Origin of the sequence: Rhizobium sp. AQ_MP (assembly GCF_014237835.1) — a bacterium.
In the GTDB taxonomy this organism is placed as follows: Bacteria; Pseudomonadota; Alphaproteobacteria; order Rhizobiales; family Rhizobiaceae; genus Allorhizobium.
On record NZ_JACJVI010000023.1, the window covers coordinates 52,000 to 65,724 of the forward strand.

Sequence of the window (13,725 nt, forward strand, 5' to 3'; positions counted from 1 at the left end):
TGTCGGCGGACAGGGGTGGCGGGCGTGGCACCCCCCTCTGTCCTGCCGGACATCTCCCCCACACGGGGGGAGAGCGGATTGCGGCTGATGTCGCCATCAAAAGGGCGAGGACCGGAAGGAGAAAACGACGATGACGATGAATATCGGGGACGCCTCTGCCGCCTCGGGCGTGTCGGCCAAGATGATCCGCTATTACGAGGAGATCGGGTTGATATCGCCGGCGGGGCGGACCACTTCGAATTACCGGGTTTATGATGCAGACAGCGTCAACCGGCTGCGTTTCGTGCGGCGCTCCCGCAATCTCGGCTTTTCGCTGGAGGAGACCGAGCGGCTGCTGAAGCTGTGGGATGACAAGGAGCGGGCGAGTGCCGAGGTGAAGGCGCTGGCGCTACATCATGTCGAGGAACTGGAACAGAAGATTGCCGAGATGCAGGCCATGCGCGACACGCTCGCGCATCTCGCCGAGCGCTGCCAGGGCAATGACCGGCCGAACTGCCCGATCCTGGCCGATCTCGAGGGCAGGCCGCTGCGACAAAAGACCACCGTCAAGACAAAGGCCGGCGACTGCTGCGGGGATTGACCTTGCCCCCATGGGAAGGTGCAGAAAGGACGTTAGCTGCCAACCGCTGACACACCCTGTGGGCTTTGCCGACGGCACCTGCTCATCGGCAGGGAGTGGAGCGCGACCGGCAATCGGCGTGCGGCCATGGCATTCCGGTGGAACGTCGCCCTGCAGGCATGAACATGAAAGACCGCCGGGCCAACCGGCAACGGACCAGGAAGGATAACAGCATGATCGGACAGACGATTTTCAGGATCGAGGACATGACCTGCGGGCACTGCGAGAAGACCGTGGTCAAGGCGCTCGCGGAAGTACTGCCGGGCAAGGCCGTCACCATCGACCTCGCCGCCCGCAAGGCCTTTGTCGAGGGCGATGCAGTGCTTGCCGAACAGGCGATCCGCGAGGCGGGCTATACGCCGGTGCGGGAAGGGTGAGGGAAGCTAGGCAGTAGGCAGTGGGCAGTAGGGAGTGGGGAGTGGGGAGTGGGGAGTAGGAAGTAGCCAATAGCCAATAGGGATTAGGAGTTGGTGGGTAGCGGAGAGCGATGAAGACGTAGGGTTGCCATCCTGCTCGCGAATCAATCCCATCTCCCTGCCTACTGCCTACTGCCTACTGCCTACTGCCTGTTCCCACCTTGCAATGTCCACAAGTCTCAATATATATGAAGTATCGTATATATTGGAGGCATCGCCATGAGCAAGGACTACATCGCCATCACCCGGCAAATCTCGAGCGGGATCAAGACGCTGCGCAAGGATATTCCGGATGTGATGCAGGGCTTTTCCGCCATGGCGGGCGCGGCGACCAAGGACGGGGCGCTGTCGAAGAAGGTCAAGGAACTGGTGGCGCTCGGCATTGCGATTTCCACCCGCTGCGACGGCTGCATCGGCTTTCACACGGAAGCCCTGATCAAGCTTGGCTGCACCAAGGCCGAATTCGAGGAGGCCTTGGGCCTGGCGGTCTATATGGGCGGCGGCCCCTCGCTGATGTATGCCGGCGACGCCATGGCCGCCTGGGAGCAGTTCGGCGGACCCGAAGCCTGATCCGGCATGGCCGGCCGGCCCCAGACCAAAGGAGCAGCCGCGAAAACCCGTCCGGCCATCAAAATGTCACGGCTAAATTAGCAGAATTTTTGGAACAACCGGGCATTCTTCCCGAAGGCACGATGTGGGGTCGCGGCCGGACGGGCGAAGGAATGCATGCGGACTGAGGCGAATGCGAGAGGGCGGCTCAACTGGCTGTTGCGGATGCCGCCCGAGGTCGAGCGTGCCGAGGAGCGCGATTTCGGCATCGAGCGCATCCGCCATCTGCGCCATGCCATCATTGTCGGCCTGATCGTCTACAACATCTACAACCTGACCAGCCTGCACCTGATGGCGGATATCCAGCCCTTCACGGTGGCGATGCGCCTTCTCGTGCTGGTGCCGGGGTCGCTGGCGATCTTCCTGCTTGTGCCGCGTGTGCCGCCGGCGATCCGCGAACTTCTGCTGCTTGCCGGGATGTTCGTCGCCAGCCTCCTGCCGCTCTACCTGCTCTATGTCTCGCAATCGAGCTATGCGAGCTACACGCTGGGCGAGCTGCCGCTCGTGCTGCTCTTCGGCAACATGCTGCTGGTGCTGCGTTTTCGATGGGCGCTGATCTTCACCTCGGTCACCTGCCTGACCGCGCTCTGGGTCATCCACAACAAGCCCGGCCTGGACCCGAACCTGATCTTTCCGCTGACCGTCCAGGCCGTCACAGGCCTGTTCTTCACGCTATACGGCAACTGGCATGTCGAACGACAGCGCTGTCTCACCTATCTCGCCCGTTACGATGCGCAGAACCGCGCCGACCGGGCGGAGCGCCGCGGCGACGAATTGCGCGACCTGACGCTGACCGACATGCTGACCGGCATCGCCAACCGCCGGCATCTCGACGAGACGCTGGACAGCTGGCTCCTCACCCGTGACAAGGTGCTGCTGCTGATGGTCGATGTCGATCATTTCAAGGCCTTCAACGACCGCTTCGGCCATGTCGCCGGCGATGACTGCCTGCGCCGGATTGCCTCCACCCTCTCCACCTTCGCCACCCGCCACGACGGCTTTGCCGCCCGTTATGGCGGCGAGGAATTCACCCTGCTGTTTGCCGTGGACCTGGAGACCGGCGGCGCCTTCCTCGCCGACCGTCTGGTGCGCACGGTCCGCGAATTGTCGATCCCCCATCCCGCCCGCGCCGACGGGCTGACCCATGTCACCGTATCCGTCGGCTATGCCGGCACGGGCGAAAACGGCCTGCGCGACGCCCGCGATCTCGTGACCCGCGCGGATCTGGCGCTGTATGAGGCGAAGAGCGCAGGGCGGAACAGGTCGAAGGCGGGGTGAGCGGGCTGGTGGCCTCGATCCTTCGAGGCCCCTGCGATGCAGGGGCACCTCAGGATGAGGGGAGCGGCGGCCGCAAACACAAAACCCCGCCTGGTACGGCCACCGTCAGGTGGACTTAACTGCCGGTGAGACCTGCGACATAGTTCAATTGACTTAGATTTTGAACAGTCGGTAGTCTTGTATCGATGCCAACTCGCTAATCATCCAGAGACCGCACTTAATGCCGCGCATCCCGAACGAATTTCTTGACAATGTATTTTATCTGTATCCGGACGACAACTATGCGCGGAATTCCGTGCATTTTGGCGGCACAGGTTTCTTTGCACTTGCTCTGTTGCCGAGTGGAGTAGACGGCGTTGTGTATGCGATAACGAACCGACACGTAATCGAATCCGGCAACACCACCATGCGTCTGACTACGTCGGATAATGCCATGGATACGTGCGAAACCCCAGAAAGGGATTGGATATTTCACCCCAACAAAGATGTCGACTTAGCAGTCCTGCCAATTCGGATGGCTGGGCAAGGGCTTCGCTACAAAGTTTGGCCAACAGATCGTTTCTTGTCCAAAGAACTCTTAGTGAAGCATGATATAGGATGTGGAGACGAGTGCTTCACTGTGGGACGCTTCGTTAATCGCGAGGGCAAGGCGCGTAATACACCTACAACTAGAATGGGAAATATAGCTCAGCTCCCATCCGAGGAGAATATTCATTTCTTGGCTGAAATGAGGACGATCGGCGGATCTAGTGGGTCACCAGCATACGTCTATCGTCCACCCGCGTGTCCACCTATCGGTGGAGACATATTCGATCCGAAATCCTACCGGAAATACACAGGTCCGTTTCTTCTTGGAGTTAATGAAAAATACGTTCCGGGTGAAATGTCTCTCCCATACGTCAACAGAGTCGGGATGCAGAAAATTGAGCCCTTTAACACAGGAATGATGGAGGTTATACCTGCATGGTACCTCTTGGATATCATCAATTCCGAGATGCAGGTTGAACTGCGAACAGCGTACGATCGTCAGCTGTCAGCGAGTGTGGGGGCCTTCTTAAAAGAGGAATAGGAAAATAATCCTTGACAGCGTGACGGTCGTCGGATAGGGTTGTGGCATGATCGGGAAGTTGTGGCCTTGAAGGCTGGAGCGGTTCCGGGAGAGGTTTTGGGAAGGGTCCGCTTGGCGGGCCCTTTTTCGTTTCGGAGGGACCCATGCGTGGCGAGGATGAGCCGGGGGAGGCACTGCCCGAGGTGATCGAGGTGAAGGCGGCGGGGGCGGGCGATCTGGAGAGGTTGCTGCAGGAGTTTACCGCCGAGATGCGCGCCCAGTTCGACCTGTTTCGCCGCCTGCGGGCCGGCGCCGAGAGCCTGATCGACGGCGCCGACGAGGCGCTGGCCAAACAGGCGCGCGCCGACATCAAGGCCGCGACCGATGCGATTGCGCTGATCGTGCGCACGCTGGAAAAGATCGATGCGCTCTTGCGCCAGCTGGAGCGCGACCGTCTGGATGCCGAGGAGCGGCTGATCGAGGCACGCGATCCGGAGATCTTGCGCGGCGAGGTCGAGGCGCTGATTGCGGCACGGGTCGAGGCGGAACTGGCCGGGCGGATTGAGCTGGCGGTGGCTGCGCGCATGGCGGAGGTTTCGGGGTGGGCCGAGGGAAGGGGGCCGCCACCCTCCCCTTGACCGCCTGCACAGTCGCTCAAAGGGGAGGTGGGCGCGCGCGACCGGATGCTTCGAGGCCCCCCTAGCGCGGGCACCTCGGCGTGAGGGGCGCCGTGGGGGCTCACGCTGTTTTGCATGACCGGCCAAGGAGACTGCCGATGACGCCGAAATCCCTGGGGCGGCGGATGAGGGATCGGGTGGTCGAGACGGAACGGGCCGCGTCCGCCATGATCGGCCAGGCCGCGGTGGAAGCCGAGGCGCTGGCCGGGAATGGCAGGAGGACCACGACCGCTCTGGAGGCTGTTGCCACGACGGTGACGCCCGAAACCTGGGCGGCGGCGGGGCTTGATGCTCCGGAGGCGGCCGCGGCGGGCAGACGGGATTGGGCGCGGGATGTGAGGATGGCGGCAGGGGCGGTTGGGCATGGTGCAGGTGTCGCCGCCCGCCCAGAGGGACCGCTCGACCTTGCACGCCTCACGCCCGCCGATCTCGCCTTTCTCGCCCGCGACTGGCGGCTTCTGGCGCGGCCTGAGCAATGGCCGCCGGAGGGAGACTGGCGGAGCTGGCTGATCCTCGGCGGGCGGGGATCGGGCAAGACGCGGGCCGGTGCCGAATGGGTGCAGGCGCAGGTGATCGCCGCGGGCAAACGGACGGATCTGCGCATTGCGCTGGTGGCGGAGACGCTCGGCGATGCGCGCGAGGTGATGATCGACGGGGCCTCGGGGCTGGCAAGGATTGCCAGGCGGATGCGGCCGGAGGTGGAGATTTCGCGAAGACGGCTTGTCTGGCCGAACGGGGCGATCGCCCAGATCTTTTCCTCCGAAGATCCCGAAAGCCTGCGCGGGCCGCAATTTCATCTCGCCTGGTGCGACGAGCTCGCCAAATGGAAACATGCCGACGAGACCTTCGACATGCTGCAGTTTGCACTGCGGCTCGGCGACGCGCCGCGCCAGGTGGTGACGACGACGCCGCGGCCTGTGCCGCTGTTGAAGCGGCTGATGGCGGATGAGGCGACGGCCCTGACGAAAATGGCGACTTCGGCAAATGCCGCGCATCTGGCACCGGGGTTTTTAGGCGCGCTTCAGGCCCGCTATGGCGGGACGCGGCTCGGGCGGCAGGAACTGGATGGTGAGCTGATCGAGGACCGGCCGGATGCGCTGTGGAAGCGCGCGAGGCTCGACGAGATCGTGGTGAAACTGGCCGAACCCTTGCGGCGCATCGTCGTGGCGGTCGATCCGCCGGCAGGTGGTCTGTCGGCCTGCTGCGGCATCGTGGTCGTGGGGCTGAAGGAGAATGGCCAGGCGGTGGTGCTCTCCGATTGTTCGGTCGAGGGGCAGGGCCCGGCCGGCTGGGCACGGGCGGTGGTCTCGGCCTTCAGGCGCTTCGAGGCCGACCGGGTGGTGGCCGAGGTCAACCAGGGCGGCGACATGGTGCGCGCCGTGCTGGAAGGCATCGAGGCGCGGCTGCCGGTGACGACGGTCCGGGCGACGCGCGGCAAGTTCCTGCGCGCCGAACCGGTCGCGGCCTTGTACGAGCAGGGCCGGGTTCTGCATGCCGGCCGGTTTGTCGAACTCGAAGACCAGATGAGCGATTTTGGCCCGGAGGGGCTGTCGAACGGGCGCTCGCCGGACCGGCTGGACGCGCTGGTCTGGGCGCTGACGGCGCTGATGCTGGAGGGCGGTGGAGAGCCACGGATTAGGGGGGTGTGACATCCCTCATGCTGAGGCGTCCGCACACCGTGCGGACCTCGAAGCATCCGGCCCGCGTGAGGTTGGCCTCGACCCTTCGAGGCCCGCGCGGGGCGCGGGCGCCTCAGGGTGAGGGGAGATGATGTACGCGGCTTTGCCCCTCATCCGCCCTTCGGGCACCTTCTCCCCGCAGGCGGGGAGAAGGAGACGCCGCCGCCGATCGGATCCGCCTTCTCCCCGTTCACGGGGAGAAGGTCCCGGCAGGGGGATGAGGGGCATTGGCACCCCAAACGAAAAACCGGCCCCCTTTCGGGCGCCGGTTTTCCCACGCGATGCGGTGGATCAGTTACTTGGCCTGGCCGGGCTGCGGGGCCGGCTGGCGGACCTGGCGCCATTCGTTTTCGAGGCGCTGCAGGACATGGGCCGGGATGGTGGCCGGAGCGGCGGTCTTGGTCGAAGTGTTCGTCTGCATCTCTTCCCTCCTCGGATTTGGAAGTCTGGCCTCCAAAACGTGTCTGTGGGCGAAAAGTTCCACAGCGTTAAACCTTTGTAAATATGAACGGAACGAGCTCTAAACGATTGAAATTTCTTCAATCGTTTTAATTTCCAACTTTTTCATCGCCGACGGCGCCCCCTGGCTCCGGGCGGCGGCCTTTCTCCTCGGACATCAAGGATCTGACCATGCGGATCGACCGGCGAATCGTCTTCGCGGGGCTGCGCAATGCCGTATTCGGCGGGCGGCTCAGCCAGGGCCAGGTGGAGGGGATCGAGGCGGTGCTGACGCGCTTTTCCGCGCGCGGCTGGGCCGATCCGCGCTGGCTCGCCTATATGCTGGCGACCGCGCATCACGAGACCGCCGGCACCATGCAGGCCGTCCGCGAGACGCTGGCTGCGACCGACGAGGAGGCCGTGGCGCGGCTGGAGCGGGCCTGGCGTGGTGGAAAACTGCCGACGGTGACCACACCCTATTGGCGACGGGATGCCGAGGGGCGGAGCTATTATGGGCGGGGGCTGGTGCAGATCACCCATCGTGAGAATTATGCGAAGATGAGCCGGGTGACCGGGCTCGATCTCGTGGCTGAGCCGGATCTGGCGCTGAGGATGGACGTTTCGGCAACCATCCTGGTGGTCGGCATGACCGAGGGGCTGTTTTCAGGCGCGAGGCTCTCCGATTTCTTTTCCGGCAGCAAGGCCGACTGGACGGGCGCGCGCAAGATCGTCAACGGCACCGATCGGGCGAAGAAGATCGCGGTGACGGCAAGGACCTTCGACGCGGCGATCAGGGCCGGGCTTGTGGTGTGAAGCGGCCAAGCGGCGCATTGAGCGGCGGCCCGTGCGATGCTATCGGCTGTTGCGCTGCAACAGCTCTTCGAGGTGCCCCATGATCCGCCACATCGTCTTCTTCACCGTGAAGCCGGAGAATATCGAGGCAGTGCGTGCGGGGCTTTCGATCCTGACGGAGATACCCCATGCGACGCGGCTGGAGATCGGCACCAATGTGAAGACCGACGGCTTTCACCGCAGCATCGACCTCGTGGTTTACGGTGAATTCGAGGATGAGGCAGCCCTTGCCGCCTACAAGGCGCATCCGCTCTACGAGGAGAGTATCCGCCGGGTGAAGCCGCTGCGCGAGGAGCGGTTTGCGGCGGATTATGTGGTGGGGGATGCGGTGCGGGCGAGGCTTTGAGGGGCGTGTCAGGCCGGGCTTAGCAGGGGCTCCAATAGGTCCGCGAGTAGGGACGGGTCGTCGTGGCCGATGATCAGCGCCTCGATCTCATGTTTCAGGTGCTCCTGCTGTTCTGCATCGAGAGACAATCGGTAGCCGTTGATTGCAATGAAATAACGGCCCGAAAGCCAGGCTGTCCGTTTGTTGCCCTGTTCGAAGGCATGCGCCTTGCCGATCGACTGGATGATGCAGCTGGCGAGCCAGGAGACGGATGATATCTGGCGATACTCTGCCTGGAACCGCGGACGGTACAGGGCGCCTTCAAGGGCAGAGCGATCGCGCAGGAAGTGGTTCTCCGAGGTGCCGAGAAGCAGCCGTCTGTTGATCGCAATCACATCCTCGATTGCAATCCAGAGGGGCTCGCTCATGCTCACTTGGCCAGATGATCCAGGATGATCTTGTCGGTGACGAGCAGGTCTTTGACGAAATCGTCGAGATCCGGCGTGGCTGCAACCGGTATTGCGGTCTTGAGGGCTAAGTCTTCGGAAGACGCGACCGAAGCTTTGCGGCCATCGCTGTTCCGCCTTTCGTCCACCCGACCTATTTTCGACTTTGAACTCATGGACGGAATATAGCGCAGGATTGGTGTTTTGACGAGCACTGCTGCGCTATCCGTCTCTCGGCCTCCATTCCAGAGGACATCCCCATGAAACTCCCCTTCCGTCTGCCCTGGGCGCAAGCCCGGGATCGAACCTCCGTGCCTGAAGAGAAGGCGCTCAACCCCCGTCCCGGAACGGCGCTGGCGCTGATTGCGGGGGAGGGCGAGGCGCGGTGGACGGGGAGATCCTATGCGGCGCTGTCGCGCGAGGGCTTCATGAAGAACCCGGTGGCGCATCGCTGCGTGCGTCTGGTGTCGGAGGCCGCCGCCAGCATCGGTTTTCTCGCCTATCAAGGCGCACGAGAACGGGAGGGGCATCCGGCCCTTGCTCTGCTCTCGCGGCCGAACGGGGCGATGACGGGGGCGGATTTCTTGGAAACGCTCTATGGCCAGCTGCTGCTCTCGGGCAATGCTTACGTCGAAGCGGTGGCGGCCGGCGGACGGGGCGCGGCGCGGGCGGCGGAGCTGCATCTGCTTCGACCCGACCGGGTGAGCGTGGTGACAGGCGCCGATGGCTGGCCTTCGGCCTATGTTTACCGCGCCGGCACGAAGGCGAGGCGGATTTCGCTCGACGGTCTCCTGCATCTGAAGCTCTTTCACCCGCTCGATGACCACGAGGGCTTTGCGCCGCTGGCGGCAGCGCAAGTGGCGCTTGATCTGCACAATGCCGCGGGGCGCTGGAACAAGGCGCTCTTGGACAATTCGGCAAGGCCATCAGGCGCGCTGGTCTATCAGCCGAAGGAGGGCGGCAATCTCTCGGCCGACCAGTATCAGCGGCTGAAGGTGGAGCTCGACGAGGGCTATTCCGGCCCGATGCGCGCCGGGCGGCCGCTGCTGCTCGAGGGCGGCCTCGACTGGAAGTCGATGGGGCTGTCACCCAAGGACATGGATTTCGTCGAGGCGAAGAATGGGGCTGCCCGCGACATCGCGCTCGCCTTCGGTGTGCCGCCCATGCTGCTCGGCATTCCCGGCGACAATACCTATGCCAATTACCAGGAGGCAAACCGCGCCTTCTATCGCCTGACCGTGCTGCCGCTGGTGACACGGACCGGGGCCTCGCTTTCGGTGTTTCTGGGCGAGCTGACGGGCGAGGCGGTTCGGCTGGTGCCGGACCTCGATACGGTGGCGGGGCTGGCCGCCGAGCGCGACGCGCTCTGGGCAAGAGTTGGCGCGGCGGGGTTTTTGACGGACGAGGAGAAGCGCGAGGCGGTGGGGTATTGAGGGGGGTGTGTGACGACCTCATCCTGAGGAGCCCTGCGCCAGCAGGGCCTCGAAGGATCCAACGGCTCCGCAGCAAGGAGGGCCTCGTGCTTCGAGGGTCGCTCCGCTCCCACCTCAGCATGAGGGGATGGGTGGGGCGCTCACCCCCACCCGCCGCTTTGCAGCGACCTGCCCCCGCATGGGCGGTGGTGGGGTGCCGCAAGCCTGACGTCTGTGGCTTTTGCCCCCTTGCATTATACGGATGCCGACGACCGAAGACCGCGCTACGATGCACGCTCGATCGATACGGACACCCGCCCATGGAGACCCAGCGCAACCTGCCACCCGGTGCCAGTCTCACCGCCGACTGGATCACCCCTCAGCAGGAAGCCGCGCTTGTCGCCTTCCTCGACGCTGGCGCGTGGAGTGGAGAGCTGCAGCGCCGCGTGCGGCATTTCGGTTATCGTTATGACTACCGGGCGAGGAGCGCCACACGAGACAGTCGGATCGGGCCGCTGCCGGACATGCTGCAGGGGTTGGCGGAGCGGTTGGTGGCGGAGGGGTTTTTCTCAGACGTGCCCGACCAGGTGATTGCCAACGACTATCTGCCCGGGCAGGGGATCAGCGCGCATGTCGATTGCGAGCCGTGTTTCGGCGAGGTGGTCGCCTCGCTCAGTCTGCTGTCGGCCTGCGAGATGCGGTTTGCTTGCCTTGAGAGCGGCGAGACGCGGGCAGCCATCTTGCCGCCACGCTCGCTGCTGGTGCTCACTGGACCGGCGCGGCGGGACTGGACGCATGCGATCCCGGCGCGACGGTCGGACATGGTTGACGGGCTGCGGATTGCACGGCAGCGGCGGGTGTCGCTGACTTTTCGGACCATGCGGTTTTGACCGAAGGCCCGGTCAGGCAGGACCGGGCGTGGCTTCATCCATCATCTCAACCGGCGGAATCAGATTGTGAACCTCGACCGCCAAGCGATTCCAGGGATTCGGAAATCTGCGACGACTTCACCTGACGGGTGAAGCGCTCGGCTTGGGCTGAAGGGGAAAAGGGGCGCCGGCCGCAGCCTTGAGGGCGGGATCGTTCCGGCCGGCGCTCTGCCAAAAGCTAACCGCGAAAGATGAACAAATGACTGACTTCGGCCATGACGGCGGGGTGACCTCCGCGCGTCTGATCGGTGCTGTCGCGGGCTCCGCGATTTCGCTGGTCTATCTGCTTCCCAGGCACCGCCGCGAGGCCGCCGTGCGCTTTCTGACCGGGGTTGCCTGCGGGCTGATCTTCGGCGGACCGACGGGTGTCTGGGGTGCGGGGCAGCTGGGGCTCGAGGGCCGGTTGTCCCCGGCGGAGATCATGCTGGCGGGGGCGACGCTCGCCTCCTTCACCGCCTGGTGGGGGCTTGGTGTCCTGGTCCGGCTGACGGGCCGGGCGGGGGACAAGGTGGGTGGGTGACGCCGGGCCCTCATCCCGAGGAGCCCCTGCGCAGGCAGGGGCCTCGAAGGATGCTGTGTGTTTGACAGGGGTGGCCTGGACCCTTCGAGTCCCGCGCGGCGCGCGGGCACCTCAGGGTGAGGGGCGATGGCGCACGCCGGTCTCCACCCTCCCCTTGAGGGGGAGGGTCGGAGCGCAGCTCCGGGGTGGGGTGATGCGAAGGGGCCTCCGTCTGGGTTTCAACGTGTGAACCGCTGCCAGGATCACCCCCACCCGCCGCTTTGCGGCGACCTCCCCTCTCAAGGGGGAGGTGGGTGGCGCCGCATTTTGCGCGTCGCAAGGCGGCCGAACCAAATCAACATCACGAGGAGAACGAGCCATGCAGGCTTTGGAAACGCAGGGTAGGCCGCGGTTTTGTTATGCCGGGCTGACGCTGAAGGGCGTGGCGGGCGACGGGCGGTTTTCGGGGTATGCGAGCCTGTTCGGCGAGGTCGATCTCGGGCGCGATGCTATCGAGCCCGGGGCCTTTGCCGCGTCGCTGACAAAGCGTGGGGCGGGTGGCGTTCGCATGCTGTTTCAGCATGATCCGGCCGAGGTGATCGGCCGCTGGATCGAAATCCGCGAGGACGAGCGGGGGCTCTATGTCGAGGGCAGGCTCGCGACCGATGTGGGCCGCGCCCGCGAGGTGCATGCGCTGATGAAGGCCGGGGCGCTGGATGGCCTCTCGATCGGCTTTCGTGCGGTGAAGACCAGGAGCGACCGCAAGACGGGGGTGCGGCGCATTCTCGAGGCCGATCTCTGGGAGATCTCCGTGGTGACCTTTCCCATGCTGCCGACGGCGAGGGTCTCCAACATCAAGCACAGGCGGTTTTACCGCGACAGGGAAACCGAGCTTGTCCGGCTGATGCGCCGGGCGGCTCGCGCGATGGCGAACAATCACTTCACGAAAGGATGAGCGACATGGAAGACGCGATGATGGCAGGCGACGGCAGGATGGATGAGGCGGGGCGTAGTGCCTCTGCCACAGGCGGGCGTGGCGGCAAGCGGGCAGGTGGCACTGCCGCGGCCAGGTTGGCACCGGAGGTGAAGGCGGCGCCCGATACGGTGACGGCGGCCTTTACCGAATTCATGACGGCCTTCGAGGCTTTCAAGGAGGCGAATGACGAACGCCTGGGCGAGATCGAGGAGAAGCTGACAAGCGATGTCGTGACCCGCGACAAGGTCGAGCGGATCAACAAGGCGATCGACGAGCAGAGCCGGCTTCTCGACGAACTCGTGCTGAAGAAGCGCCGCCCGGCGCTCGAACGGCCGGGCCGCGACGAGGCGGGGCTTGCCGAACACAAGGCGGCCTTCGAGGCCTATGTGCGGCGCGGCGACGACCAGGCGCTGCGCGATCTCGACCAGAAGGCGCTCTCGGCAGGTGTGTCGGGGGATGGCGGTTACCTCGTGCCGCCGCAGGTGGATGAGGAGATCGGCCGCAGGCTCAGGGTCATCTCGCCGATCCGGTCGCTCGCAACGGTGCGGCAGGTCTCGGGCTCGGTGCTGAAGAAGCCGTTTGCGGCTGCGGGCTTTGCCAGCGGCTGGGTGGCCGAGACGGCGGCGCGGATGCAGACCGGTACGCCGGAACTCTCCGAACTCGCCTTCCCGACCATGGAGCTCTATGCCATGCCGGCGGCGACACAAGGCCTGCTCGATGATGCCGCCGTCGACATCGAGGCCTGGATCGCAGCGGAAGTCGACATCGCCTTTGCCGAACAGGAGGGCGAGGCCTTCGTGTCGGGTGATGGCGTGCTGAAGCCGAAGGGCTTTCTGTCTTACGATCAGGTCGCCGACACTTCCTGGGAATGGGGCAAGATCGGCACGATCGCGACGGGTGCGGCCGGCGCCTTTGCGGCAAGCGGGGCGTCGGACGTGCTGATCAACGTGGTCTATGCGCTGAAGGCGGGGCATCGCCAAAACGGCACATTCGTCATGAGCCGAAGGACGCAAGGGGCGGTGCGCAAGCTGAAGGATGCCGACGGCAACTATCTCTGGGCACCGCCGGCCCGCGCCGGCGATCCGGCCTCGCTGATGGGATTTGCGGTCGCCGAATCCGAGGACATGCCGGAAATCGCGGCCAATGCAACGGCGATCGCCTTTGGCGATTTCCGCGCGGGCTATCTGGTCGTCGATCGGGTCGGCGTGCGGGTGCTGCGCGATCCCTATTCGGCCAAGCCTTACGTGCTGTTCTACACGACCAAGCGCGTCGGCGGCGGCGTGCAGGACTTCGAGGCGATAAAGCTGGTGAAGTTCGGGGTGTGAGGGTTTGACCCTCCCCTTGAAGGGGAGGGTCGCAGCGCAGCTCCGGGGTGGGGGTGAAAGTGCGCCAGTCTGACGCCCGGTCACCCCCACCCGCCGCTTTGCGGCGACCTCCCCCCTCAAGGGGGAGCGACTGTCTTGGCAGTCAAGCGTTTTGCCATGGTTTTTCGTCCCGGATGATGGCGTTGAGGATGGTGAGC

General features: G+C 64.6%; 17 protein-coding genes. 14 read left to right on the top strand and 3 right to left on the bottom strand.

What is annotated here, in order from left to right:
- The first annotated feature begins 136 nt into the window (after positions 1 to 136).
- From cueR to H6M51_RS22525, 7 genes are all read left to right on the top strand, one after another.
- Entirely contained in the window at positions 137 to 580 is a 444-nt protein-coding gene (gene cueR / locus H6M51_RS22495) for a Cu(I)-responsive transcriptional regulator (protein ID WP_185812064.1), read from the top strand.
- Positions 581 to 792: 212 nt separating this feature from the next.
- Positions 793 to 996: a heavy-metal-associated domain-containing protein gene (locus H6M51_RS22500; protein ID WP_210314909.1), complete on the top strand. Its 204-nt coding sequence runs from the start codon at positions 793 to 795 to the stop codon at positions 994 to 996.
- A gap of 258 nt (positions 997 to 1,254) precedes the next feature.
- Positions 1,255 to 1,605, top strand: a complete 351-nt coding sequence (locus H6M51_RS22505; RefSeq protein WP_185812046.1) for a carboxymuconolactone decarboxylase family protein — start codon at positions 1,255 to 1,257, stop codon at positions 1,603 to 1,605.
- Between the two features lie 156 nt (positions 1,606 to 1,761).
- Positions 1,762 to 2,922 (top strand): diguanylate cyclase, encoded by a 1,161-nt coding sequence (locus tag H6M51_RS22510; protein ID WP_185812047.1) that lies wholly within the window; start codon positions 1,762 to 1,764, stop codon positions 2,920 to 2,922.
- A gap of 220 nt (positions 2,923 to 3,142) precedes the next feature.
- A complete protein-coding gene (locus H6M51_RS22515; RefSeq protein ID WP_185812048.1) occupies positions 3,143 to 3,991 on the top strand; it encodes a trypsin-like peptidase domain-containing protein in 849 nt (282 codons plus the stop codon).
- Positions 3,992 to 4,134: 143 nt separating this feature from the next.
- Positions 4,135 to 4,608 (top strand): hypothetical protein, encoded by a 474-nt coding sequence (locus tag H6M51_RS22520; protein WP_185812049.1) that lies wholly within the window; start codon positions 4,135 to 4,137, stop codon positions 4,606 to 4,608.
- Positions 4,609 to 4,814: 206 nt separating this feature from the next.
- On the top strand, positions 4,815 to 6,296 hold the full coding sequence (locus H6M51_RS22525) for a DNA-packaging protein (protein WP_185812066.1): 1,482 nt from the start codon (positions 4,815 to 4,817) through the stop codon (positions 6,294 to 6,296).
- Positions 6,297 to 6,621: 325 nt separating this feature from the next.
- Here H6M51_RS22525 and H6M51_RS24895 read toward each other — a convergent pair whose 3' ends face one another.
- Positions 6,622 to 6,747: a hypothetical protein gene (locus tag H6M51_RS24895; RefSeq protein ID WP_281418983.1), complete on the bottom strand. Its 126-nt coding sequence runs from the start codon at positions 6,745 to 6,747 to the stop codon at positions 6,622 to 6,624.
- Between the two features lie 209 nt (positions 6,748 to 6,956).
- Between H6M51_RS24895 and H6M51_RS22530 the strand changes: the two genes are divergently transcribed.
- The gene (locus tag H6M51_RS22530) at positions 6,957 to 7,577 is read left to right on the top strand and encodes a glycoside hydrolase family 19 protein (RefSeq protein WP_185812050.1); all 621 of its coding nucleotides are present in this window, start codon (positions 6,957 to 6,959) and stop codon (positions 7,575 to 7,577) included.
- A 79-nt stretch (positions 7,578 to 7,656) separates the two neighbouring features.
- On the top strand, positions 7,657 to 7,962 hold the full coding sequence (locus tag H6M51_RS22535; protein ID WP_185812051.1) for a Dabb family protein: 306 nt from the start codon (positions 7,657 to 7,659) through the stop codon (positions 7,960 to 7,962).
- A gap of 8 nt (positions 7,963 to 7,970) precedes the next feature.
- On the opposite strand, the gene H6M51_RS22540 is transcribed toward H6M51_RS22535, so the two are convergent.
- Both H6M51_RS22540 and H6M51_RS22545 read right to left on the bottom strand, forming a co-directional pair.
- The gene (locus H6M51_RS22540) at positions 7,971 to 8,369 is read right to left on the bottom strand and encodes a type II toxin-antitoxin system death-on-curing family toxin (protein ID WP_185812052.1); all 399 of its coding nucleotides are present in this window, start codon (positions 8,367 to 8,369) and stop codon (positions 7,971 to 7,973) included.
- 2 nt (positions 8,370 to 8,371) lie between these two features.
- Positions 8,372 to 8,536 (bottom strand): hypothetical protein, encoded by a 165-nt coding sequence (locus tag H6M51_RS22545; protein ID WP_185812053.1) that lies wholly within the window; start codon positions 8,534 to 8,536, stop codon positions 8,372 to 8,374.
- Between the two features lie 111 nt (positions 8,537 to 8,647).
- Between H6M51_RS22545 and H6M51_RS22550 the strand changes: the two genes are divergently transcribed.
- The 5 genes from H6M51_RS22550 to H6M51_RS22570 all read left to right on the top strand — a co-directional run bounded on the left by H6M51_RS22550 (position 8,648) and on the right by H6M51_RS22570 (position 13,528).
- On the top strand, positions 8,648 to 9,820 hold the full coding sequence (locus H6M51_RS22550; protein WP_185812054.1) for a phage portal protein: 1,173 nt from the start codon (positions 8,648 to 8,650) through the stop codon (positions 9,818 to 9,820).
- 299 nt (positions 9,821 to 10,119) lie between these two features.
- Positions 10,120 to 10,689 (top strand): alpha-ketoglutarate-dependent dioxygenase AlkB, encoded by a 570-nt coding sequence (locus H6M51_RS22555; RefSeq protein ID WP_185812055.1) that lies wholly within the window; start codon positions 10,120 to 10,122, stop codon positions 10,687 to 10,689.
- Between the two features lie 238 nt (positions 10,690 to 10,927).
- Positions 10,928 to 11,248, top strand: coding sequence for a DUF6107 family protein (locus H6M51_RS22560; protein WP_185812056.1), 321 nt, complete (start codon positions 10,928 to 10,930; stop codon positions 11,246 to 11,248).
- Between the two features lie 358 nt (positions 11,249 to 11,606).
- Entirely contained in the window at positions 11,607 to 12,182 is a 576-nt protein-coding gene (locus H6M51_RS22565) for an HK97 family phage prohead protease (RefSeq protein ID WP_185812057.1), read from the top strand.
- 5 nt (positions 12,183 to 12,187) lie between these two features.
- Positions 12,188 to 13,528, top strand: coding sequence for a phage major capsid protein (locus tag H6M51_RS22570; protein ID WP_246780645.1), 1,341 nt, complete (start codon positions 12,188 to 12,190; stop codon positions 13,526 to 13,528).
- Positions 13,529 to 13,725: the final 197 nt, after the last annotated feature.

Excerpts from the sequence above, each read along its gene's own strand:
- H6M51_RS22530 (WP_185812050.1), top strand. The coding sequence starts at position 6,957 with ATGCGGATCGACCGGCGAATCGTCTTCGCGGGGCTGCGCAATGCCGTA.
- H6M51_RS22525 (WP_185812066.1), top strand. The coding sequence starts at position 4,815 with ATGATCGGCCAGGCCGCGGTGGAAGCCGAGGCGCTGGCCGGGAATGGC.
- H6M51_RS22500 (WP_210314909.1), top strand. The coding sequence starts at position 793 with ATGATCGGACAGACGATTTTCAGGATCGAGGACATGACCTGCGGGCAC.
- H6M51_RS22540 (WP_185812052.1), bottom strand. The coding sequence starts at position 8,369 with ATGAGCGAGCCCCTCTGGATTGCAATCGAGGATGTGATTGCGATCAAC.
- H6M51_RS22570 (WP_246780645.1), top strand. The coding sequence starts at position 12,188 with ATGGAAGACGCGATGATGGCAGGCGACGGCAGGATGGATGAGGCGGGG.
- H6M51_RS22510 (WP_185812047.1), top strand. The coding sequence starts at position 1,762 with ATGCGGACTGAGGCGAATGCGAGAGGGCGGCTCAACTGGCTGTTGCGG.
- H6M51_RS22565 (WP_185812057.1), top strand. The coding sequence starts at position 11,607 with ATGCAGGCTTTGGAAACGCAGGGTAGGCCGCGGTTTTGTTATGCCGGG.
- H6M51_RS24895 (WP_281418983.1), bottom strand. The coding sequence starts at position 6,747 with ATGCAGACGAACACTTCGACCAAGACCGCCGCTCCGGCCACCATCCCG.
- H6M51_RS22515 (WP_185812048.1), top strand. The coding sequence starts at position 3,143 with ATGCCGCGCATCCCGAACGAATTTCTTGACAATGTATTTTATCTGTAT.
- H6M51_RS22535 (WP_185812051.1), top strand. The coding sequence starts at position 7,657 with ATGATCCGCCACATCGTCTTCTTCACCGTGAAGCCGGAGAATATCGAG.
- H6M51_RS22560 (WP_185812056.1), top strand. The coding sequence starts at position 10,928 with ATGACTGACTTCGGCCATGACGGCGGGGTGACCTCCGCGCGTCTGATC.
- H6M51_RS22550 (WP_185812054.1), top strand. The coding sequence starts at position 8,648 with ATGAAACTCCCCTTCCGTCTGCCCTGGGCGCAAGCCCGGGATCGAACC.
- cueR (WP_185812064.1), top strand. The coding sequence starts at position 137 with ATGAATATCGGGGACGCCTCTGCCGCCTCGGGCGTGTCGGCCAAGATG.
- H6M51_RS22520 (WP_185812049.1), top strand. The coding sequence starts at position 4,135 with ATGCGTGGCGAGGATGAGCCGGGGGAGGCACTGCCCGAGGTGATCGAG.
- H6M51_RS22505 (WP_185812046.1), top strand. The coding sequence starts at position 1,255 with ATGAGCAAGGACTACATCGCCATCACCCGGCAAATCTCGAGCGGGATC.
- H6M51_RS22555 (WP_185812055.1), top strand. The coding sequence starts at position 10,120 with ATGGAGACCCAGCGCAACCTGCCACCCGGTGCCAGTCTCACCGCCGAC.